This is a genomic window from Rhizobium sp. 42MFCr.1 (assembly GCF_000377185.1).
Lineage (GTDB): Bacteria > Pseudomonadota > Alphaproteobacteria > Rhizobiales > Rhizobiaceae > Rhizobium > Rhizobium altiplani.
The window spans coordinates 1-7,219 of record NZ_KB897891.1; the positions used below are offsets into that span (position 1 = coordinate 1).

General features: G+C 58.9%; 8 protein-coding genes. 6 read left to right on the top strand and 2 right to left on the bottom strand.

What is annotated here, in order from left to right; genetic code table 11:
* The coding region (locus C934_RS35410) for a hypothetical protein (RefSeq protein WP_018860422.1) at nt 1–384 on the top strand (384 nt) is incomplete at its 5' end.
* Nucleotides 385–960: 576 nt separating this feature from the next.
* Here the strand turns inward: C934_RS35410 and C934_RS0131185 are convergent.
* A complete protein-coding gene (locus C934_RS0131185) occupies nt 961–1,899 on the bottom strand; it encodes a LysR family transcriptional regulator (RefSeq protein WP_018860423.1) in 939 nt (312 codons plus the stop codon).
* Between the two features lie 24 nt (nt 1,900–1,923).
* The gene (locus C934_RS0131190; RefSeq protein ID WP_026372235.1) at nt 1,924–2,637 is read right to left on the bottom strand and encodes a UTRA domain-containing protein; all 714 of its coding nucleotides are present in this window, start codon (nt 2,635–2,637) and stop codon (nt 1,924–1,926) included.
* Between the two features lie 224 nt (nt 2,638–2,861).
* Between C934_RS0131190 and C934_RS0131195 the strand changes: the two genes are divergently transcribed.
* The 5 genes from C934_RS0131195 to C934_RS0131215 all read left to right on the top strand — a co-directional run bounded on the left by C934_RS0131195 (nt 2,862) and on the right by C934_RS0131215 (nt 7,110).
* Nucleotides 2,862–3,689: a transporter substrate-binding domain-containing protein gene (locus C934_RS0131195; protein WP_026372236.1), complete on the top strand. Its 828-nt coding sequence runs from the start codon at nt 2,862–2,864 to the stop codon at nt 3,687–3,689.
* Between the two features lie 89 nt (nt 3,690–3,778).
* A complete protein-coding gene (locus C934_RS0131200; protein ID WP_018860426.1) occupies nt 3,779–4,420 on the top strand; it encodes an amino acid ABC transporter permease in 642 nt (213 codons plus the stop codon).
* Entirely contained in the window at nt 4,417–5,085 is a 669-nt protein-coding gene (locus C934_RS0131205; protein ID WP_018860427.1) for an amino acid ABC transporter permease, read from the top strand. Before C934_RS0131200 ends, C934_RS0131205 begins: the two co-directional genes overlap by 4 nt.
* Nucleotides 5,082–5,873: an amino acid ABC transporter ATP-binding protein gene (locus C934_RS0131210; RefSeq protein ID WP_018860428.1), complete on the top strand. Its 792-nt coding sequence runs from the start codon at nt 5,082–5,084 to the stop codon at nt 5,871–5,873. The genes C934_RS0131205 and C934_RS0131210 overlap by 4 nt, the downstream gene beginning before the upstream one ends.
* Before the next feature lie 421 nt (nt 5,874–6,294).
* Entirely contained in the window at nt 6,295–7,110 is an 816-nt protein-coding gene (locus tag C934_RS0131215) for an ArdC-like ssDNA-binding domain-containing protein (RefSeq protein WP_018860429.1), read from the top strand.
* Nucleotides 7,111–7,219: the final 109 nt, after the last annotated feature.

Below are 7,219 nucleotides of genomic sequence, written 5' to 3' on the forward strand. Positions count from 1 at the left end.
TCTGGTGCGGTTACCGAAACTGATGGCGGTATCGTCATGAGTGGGGCGGCTTCAAACTGCAGGCTGATAGGTCGTTGGCGGATTGTAGCCGCCGACATCTGGGATCGGGATTATCTCGACCTGGTCGAGCCGGCGGTGATCACCATCACGCCAGATGGCTCCGGAGAAATTGCCTTCGGTGCCATGCAAGCCAACCTCGATATCGGCTATAGCGGATCATCCGTTTCCTTCACATGGTATGGATTTGACGAGATGGACGAAGTCTCGGGCGACGGTCATGCTGAACTACTCGACGACGGCTCGGTCGAGATCACGTTCGCATACCACAACGGCGACGAGGCCATCCTCAAGGCCAAACCGCAGACTTTTTCAACAGCCTGCTAGTCGTGTGATCGGAAGGCGCGCGGGCTCCCCTACCGTCGCATTGACAAGTGGAAAGCCGAGAGAACATCAGCAAGATGGTTGGCGGCTAGAAGCAAATCTCTGGCGGCAGGGCACAATAATTGGCGACGCAAAGCGGAGACCGGAGAGCGCTAGCGGCGCTCACTCTGGTAGATTTAGCGGCGACGAACCACATTAGATATCGTGGGACGTTGTTGGGAGATGTGCCGTGACAGAGAAGTCTATTCTTTTCGAAGCGGTCACTGTCGCAGCGGTCGCAACGTTACCGCCACGGGATTGAAAGAAGACTGTCGACGCATTGCTATCGCGAATGGCCTTGTAGAAGTCCGCGATGTCATCAGAGCTTTCGAACTCGCTACCTACGACAAGGAAATGTGCCCCCGTGGACTGAGATCGCACCGCGGGCTGGAAATTCCGAAGAAGGAATGAGGTCGAAACGTTCTACGGAGGGCGCTACTGTCACGTGCCGCGCAGCGGATGAGTATCACGGAGTTCAATGAGTTAGCTGACTCGAATGTAGCGTTCGGCGTCAAACGCTGACTTCCGTTTCTAGTTTTTCTAAAGAGTCGCAGGTGCGGAGATTTGGGCCTGCCGCCGCGAGATCGCCATGACCCAGTCGCGAAACTCCGAGCCATAAGGCTTTTGCAGCGCGGAGCGGTCCCAAGCAAGGAAGTAACTCTCGCGCAACGGCATTCTGATATCGACCGGTATCACCAATGTCTGCGCTTCCAATTCGTCGGCGATCATCGACATCTGGGCGAGCACGATTCCGCGCTTGTTGATGGCGGCGTCGATGGCGCTGCTCGAGAGGGTAAAGGACAAGCCGGAGGGAGCACCTTTGAAGCTCGCCCCGATCTTCTCAGCGAATTCCGCCCAGCTGGGATAGGGTGTGAAATGCCGTTCCCACTCGACATGCAGCAGCGGGTAGGACAAGAGATCGACGGCGGTCAAATTCCTGCCGTCGGTCAGGGCAGGGGAGCACACTGGAACAACCCAGTCGCGAAACAGCTCGGCATAGTGGTCGTGCTGCAGAACGTCCGACCCGTAACTGACCCGGAAATCAACCTCATCGAAGCCCATCCGCGGCTCCCTGTCGCGGCCGGTCAGCCTGACGTGAGCGTCTGGATGCAGCACTTGCCAGTCAAAAATGCGCCTGCCGATCCATTTGTTGACAACCGACGACAGCGCGCTGAGAACGAGCGAATTTTCGTTGCGTGCCCGCTCGAGCACCTGCTGGGCGAGCGCAAACTGCTCAAAGCCCTTCGATATTTCCCGGTGATAGAGCCGGCCCCACTGCGTTAGCTCCACTGTCCGTCCACTCCGCTCCACCAGGGTGATGCCGAGAAAGCTCTCAACTTTGCGTATCTGCTGGCTGATGGCGCCCGCAGACACGTTCAGTTCCGCGGCAGCCGCCATCACGCTCCCGCAGCGCCCGACCGCTTCGAATGCCTGCAGACCTTTCAGCGGAATTCCCCGAAACTTCTGTTCCTCGCTCACCACACTTCCCCATGGCTCCCGACGTTACGCAGGTTTTTCGGCCGGATGAAAGATGCCGGCAAACTGAAAGCGATCTCCGGGATGCGTGATCTCGACATAGGTCACCATGCGATCATTCTGCCACGTTTGACGAATGAGGTTCAGGCAGGGCTCGCCACGATCGATCTCAAGAATGCGGGCAGTCGCAGCATCGGCCAAGACCGCCCGTATCACATGCTTGGCCCTGGACCATGGCACTTGGGAGAGGAGCCATTTTGCCGGAGGCGCGGTCGCGAAGCTCTCGTCTCTTGCGAGCGGTACTGTGTCCAGCAGTATGATACGACGCTCGACTGCGGTGGGCTTCCCATCGACGATATGCAGACATTGGATCCTGAGGATTTCGGCTCCCGACGTACTGTCCAACTGCGCGGCCTCGACCGAGCCCAGGGTCTCGATCTTTCGTGTCAGTATCTCGTAGCGATGCTCATAGCCCGCCAAAGTCGCCTCGGTGCCGATATCCTGGATATCCATGACCGTGCGGTCAATCTGCGGCGAGGCGACAAATGAGCCGGCTTTGCGCTTGCGTACGACAAGCCCGCGGTCGACGAGTGCCGTCATCGCCTTGCTTACCGTCATGCGCGAACAGCCGTAGTCGTCGACGAGGTCATGCTCTCTCGGGATCCGATGGCCGGGACGCCAGTCCCCGGCCAGGATCTTCGCCTCTATATCCTTGAATATCCTGAGATAAATTGGCTCCAAGACGCGACCCCATCTTGCCGCTGGCGAAACGATATGGACGCGAAGCTCGCGCCCCAAAGAACCCGGTCGGCACAAAAATTGCGTCCGTCGACTTTGACGTTGACACCTTAGGCTAGCGCATATCTATTTGTATAGTCAAAAGCGGATCATAGAAGTCCGTGTCACGGGACTAAATCGGGAACTCGAACGCATCCACGGGTGCGAAAACTGGAGAGATGACAATCATGATCGCACGTTCACTGCTGAAGGGCCTCGTCGGCGCTGCCTTTCTGGTTGGGGCGACCCTGTCGGCGCACGCCGCCGATACGCTTGCCGCCGTCAAGGAGGCCGGCACGCTGAAGGTCGGTACGGAAACCGCCTTTGCACCCTTTGATTTTATCGATGCCGGCGAACATGCTGGCCTGAACGTTGATCTTTTTGCCGAGATCGGCAAGGAGCTGGGCGTCAAGATTGAGTGGGTAGCGCTTCCTTGGGATGGCGTATTCCCGGCGCTCGAAGCCGGCAAGTTCGATGTCGTGGCCGGTCCTGCAACCATCACCAAGAAGCGCATGGAGCGTTACCGCTTCACGCCGCCGATTGCCGAAGCGACCATCGCAATCCTGAAGAAAGCCGGTGACACGACCATCAGCAAGCCGGACGATATCGCAGGGAAGACGATCGGTGTCGGCAAGGCCACCTCGCAGCTCGATCAGTTGAAGGAATTCTCGGCAACGCTGTCTTCCAAGGTGGATATACGCGAATACCCCGCTTTCACTGAATCCTATGCCGATCTCGCCGCCGGTCGTATTGCCGGTGTCGCCAACTCGCTGCCGAACATCGCCTTCGTCGCCAAGCAGCGCGAGGGAACGTTTGAAGTCGTGCTGCCACCATTCGGCAAGAAGTCCTACTTCGGCTTCATTGGCCTGAAGGATGCCGACCATGCGCCGCTGATGGACGCGATCGATGCAGCACTGCTGAAGATCAAGGCTGACGGCCGTATGGCCGAGCTCCAGAAGAAGTGGTTTGGCGCCACCTTCGAAACGCCCGATGCTGTCAAGGACCCTGCGTTCTGATAGCAGACGATCGTTGATTGCGCCCCTTCCCGGGCGCAATCAAAGACGCCATCGTGCCTCCATGACAGCCAGGCGGGCAAAAGCCGGACATGTCCATCAAACTCTTTGAACTGCTTCTCTACGCGTCGATCTACACGGTGCTGATAAGCGTCGTGTCTATTTTGATCGGCTTTGCCATCGCGATCTTTCTTTCGGGCATGCTGCTGTCGAGGAAGGCTATCTTCGTCGTTCCTGCACAAATCTTCATCAGTTTCTTTCGCGGCGTGCCGCTGCTTGTGCAACTGCTGCTTATCTACAATATGTTGCCTGCAATTGGGCTGAACGTACCGAGCATCGTCGCAGCCATAATCGGACTGTCGCTTTGCACCGCGGCCTATCAGGCTGAAAACATGCGCGGCGGATTTGCCAGCGTCCCTATCGGTCTCGTGGAGTCGGCCGAGATGGTCGGCTTGACGCCGGGGCAGATCTTCCGCCGTATCAAGGCGCCCATCGCACTGAGGCTGACGTTCCCTGCGTTGGTCAACGAGGCGATCCTGATCCTCAAGGCCTCGTCGCTGGTTTCCGTCGTGGGCGTCGTCGAATTGACGCGCATGGCGCAGGATCTTGCAGGCAGCACCTTCCTGCCATTGCAGATCTTTGCTGCTGCGGGCCTCATCTATCTTGCGATCAATTGGCTGGTGGCCCTTGCCGGCGACCTCATCGAGCGCTCTCTTCCGGGATTACCGCGATGACCTTTGACATCAACGTCATCCTCGACCAATTGCCAGCGATCACAAGCGGCGCCGGCGTGACGATCCTGATTTGGGTTGTCGGCACGATTGCTGCGGCGATCCTGGGGTTCTTCGTGGCTGTGGGTCGGCGCTTCGGTGGAGTGCTTCTCGACAAGACCCTCGGCTTTGTCGTCGCGGTCTTGCGCGGGACGCCGTTCCTCATCCAGATCTTTCTGGTCTACTATGGAGGTCCCTTCATTGGCCTGTCTCTCGATCCCCTGCCGGCGGGCCTGATCGGCATCTCGATCTACGGCGCCGCCTACTATAGCGAGATCTTTCGATCCGGCTTCATGGCGGTTCCCAGGGGCCACATCGAGGCCGGCGAATGCGTGGGCCTGACACAGGGGCAGATCATCCGGCGTATCCTGTTGCCTGAGATGACCATGCTCGTGCTGCCTCCGTCTTTGAACATGGCAGTTCTTCTGATGAAGGAAACGGCCGTCCTTTCGATCATCACCGTTCCCGAGTTGACAGCAACACTGAGCGCGATCGGAGCACAGCAATATGCCTTCGTCGAAGCACTCTCGGTGCTGGCACTCTTCTATTGGGTGCTCGTCGAGATAACCGGCCGGCTTGGCCGCCTCGTAGAAACGAAATTCACCAGATTCAGGTTTTCCAACGCATGAGCCTCCCAGCGATCGCAGTCAAGAATCTCGTCAAGAAGTTTGGGGAGACGACAGTCCTCCAGAACATCGACCTCGAGATCCCGCAAGGCCAGGTCTCCTGCCTGATCGGCCCCTCAGGCTCCGGCAAGAGCACGCTTCTTCGTTGCATGGCCTTTCTCGAAGAAGCAACGTCTGGAACCATCACAATCAATGGCGAGGTCCTGGGTTTCACCGAAAATGCCAAGGGCCTACGGGAGCGCGTCGCTCCTGCCGCCAACCGTGCGATCCGCGCCCAGATCGGCATGGTGTTCCAGCAGTTTAATCTCTGGCCGCACATGACTGCGCTCGGAAATGTGAGCGAGGCACTGAAGACCGTCCAGAAGATGAGCCGCAAGGATGCTGAAGAACGAGCCATGGCGCAACTTGTGAAAGTCGGTCTTGAGGCCCGGGCAGGGCACTATCCGTCGCAGCTTTCCGGTGGACAGCAACAGCGCGTGGCCATCGCCCGAGCGCTTGCCCTCAAGCCGAAGATCATGCTTTTCGACGAGCCGACATCCTCCCTCGACCCGGAACTGACCGGCGAAGTGCTGAACGTCATGCGCGATCTCGCCGCCGAGGGAATGACGATGGTCGTCGTGTCGCACGAGATCGGCTTTGCGGCTACCGTCGGGCAGCAGATCACGTTCCTCGACCACGGTAGAATCGTCTTCACAGGGCCCCCGCAGGAGGTCTTCAGGAAGCCGCGCAATGCGCGGCTTGAGCAGTTCCTCGACACCTATCTTGATCGCGGAGCGTCGATGTTGCTGTGAAGGCGCCGAGCCTACGTTCACTCATTTGATGTCATCTACGTGAATGCCCACCCAACGGCCCCATGCCAGCAGGCAGGCACCGACGATATCGTCGGCATCGCACGGTCGCGGGCAAGGCGCGGCTGACAGCATAGCCTAACCGGGTGCCAGGGACGGTCGGTGCCGGGCGCGATATCTTGGGTAGCACGCCGAGGCGCCGATCGTGTGGGTGTTTACCGCCTGAACCTGTGGATCCGCTTGAACCCGCGTCCCCCGCGTCCTGCTGCGGCTTTCGGTCCTGCCAGGCTCGCTCTGGCCGCAACGGCGTTGCCGTCCTCCACTGGCGTTTCGGCCCTTCGGGTGCCGGCCAGCGCTTGAAGCCCGGCTTTTGGACCGCCGTAGCAGGTCGCGATGGTCGCGACCCCAAAGCGGAGGTTCCAACATGACAAGGCAGCAAAGCAGCCAACGATCCGACATCCACGGCCGCATCACCAACAAGATCATTGCCGCTCTCGAACAGGGTGTCCGTCCCTGGATCCAACCCTGGCATAACGCTTATCCGTCCGATCCGGTCTCACGACCGCTGCGCTTCAATGGCGCACCCTATTCCGGGATCAACGTCATTCTGCTCTGGTCGGAGGCAATCGCCCGCGGCTTCTCGTCCTCGACCTGGATGACATTCCGCCAGGCGCTCGAACTTGGCGGCGCGGTTCGCAAGGGCGAAAGCGGAACGACCGTCGTCTTTGCCAGCTCGATCATCCGTACCGAAACCGCTGATGGCGGCGATGACGTCGAGCGTTCCATCCCCTTCATGAAAGCCTACACCGTCTTCAATGCCGATCAGATCGATGGCCTCGATGCCCGGGTCCAACCAACAGCAAGCCTGTCGGATCCATTCGACCGCATCGGTGAGGCCGGTCGCTTCTTTGCCAACACCGGCGCCATGATCCGTCATGGCGGCACATCGGCCTACTATGCCGCAGCCCACGACTATATTCAGATGCCGCACTGCGACGCCTTCCGGGACGACGTCTGTTACTTTGCCATCCTCAGCCATGAATTGACGCACTGGACATCGGCCAAGGGACGGCTCGATCGCGATCTCAGCCGCTATGGGACGGATCGCAGTGAGCGCGCCCGGGAAGAACTGATTGCCGAACTCGGCAGCGCATTCTTATGCGCCGATCTCGCGATCGTTCCGGAACTTGAACCGCGTCCCGATCATGCAAGCTACATCGATAGCTGGCTGACATTATGATGAGGTGAGCATAACGTCAGTTATCCGCAGCAGCCCATAATGTGAAGGAACGCGGCTACAACGCTTGAAATCCGCGGGATCCAGCTTTCGTAGACGGGATTTGCTCAGC

Coding starts and splice junctions, on each gene's coding strand:
- C934_RS0131205 (WP_018860427.1), top strand. CDS start 4,417: ATGACCTTTGACATCAACGTCATCCTCGACCAATTGCCAGCGATCACA.
- C934_RS0131200 (WP_018860426.1), top strand. CDS start 3,779: ATGTCCATCAAACTCTTTGAACTGCTTCTCTACGCGTCGATCTACACG.
- C934_RS0131210 (WP_018860428.1), top strand. CDS start 5,082: ATGAGCCTCCCAGCGATCGCAGTCAAGAATCTCGTCAAGAAGTTTGGG.
- C934_RS0131195 (WP_026372236.1), top strand. CDS start 2,862: ATGATCGCACGTTCACTGCTGAAGGGCCTCGTCGGCGCTGCCTTTCTG.
- C934_RS0131215 (WP_018860429.1), top strand. CDS start 6,295: ATGACAAGGCAGCAAAGCAGCCAACGATCCGACATCCACGGCCGCATC.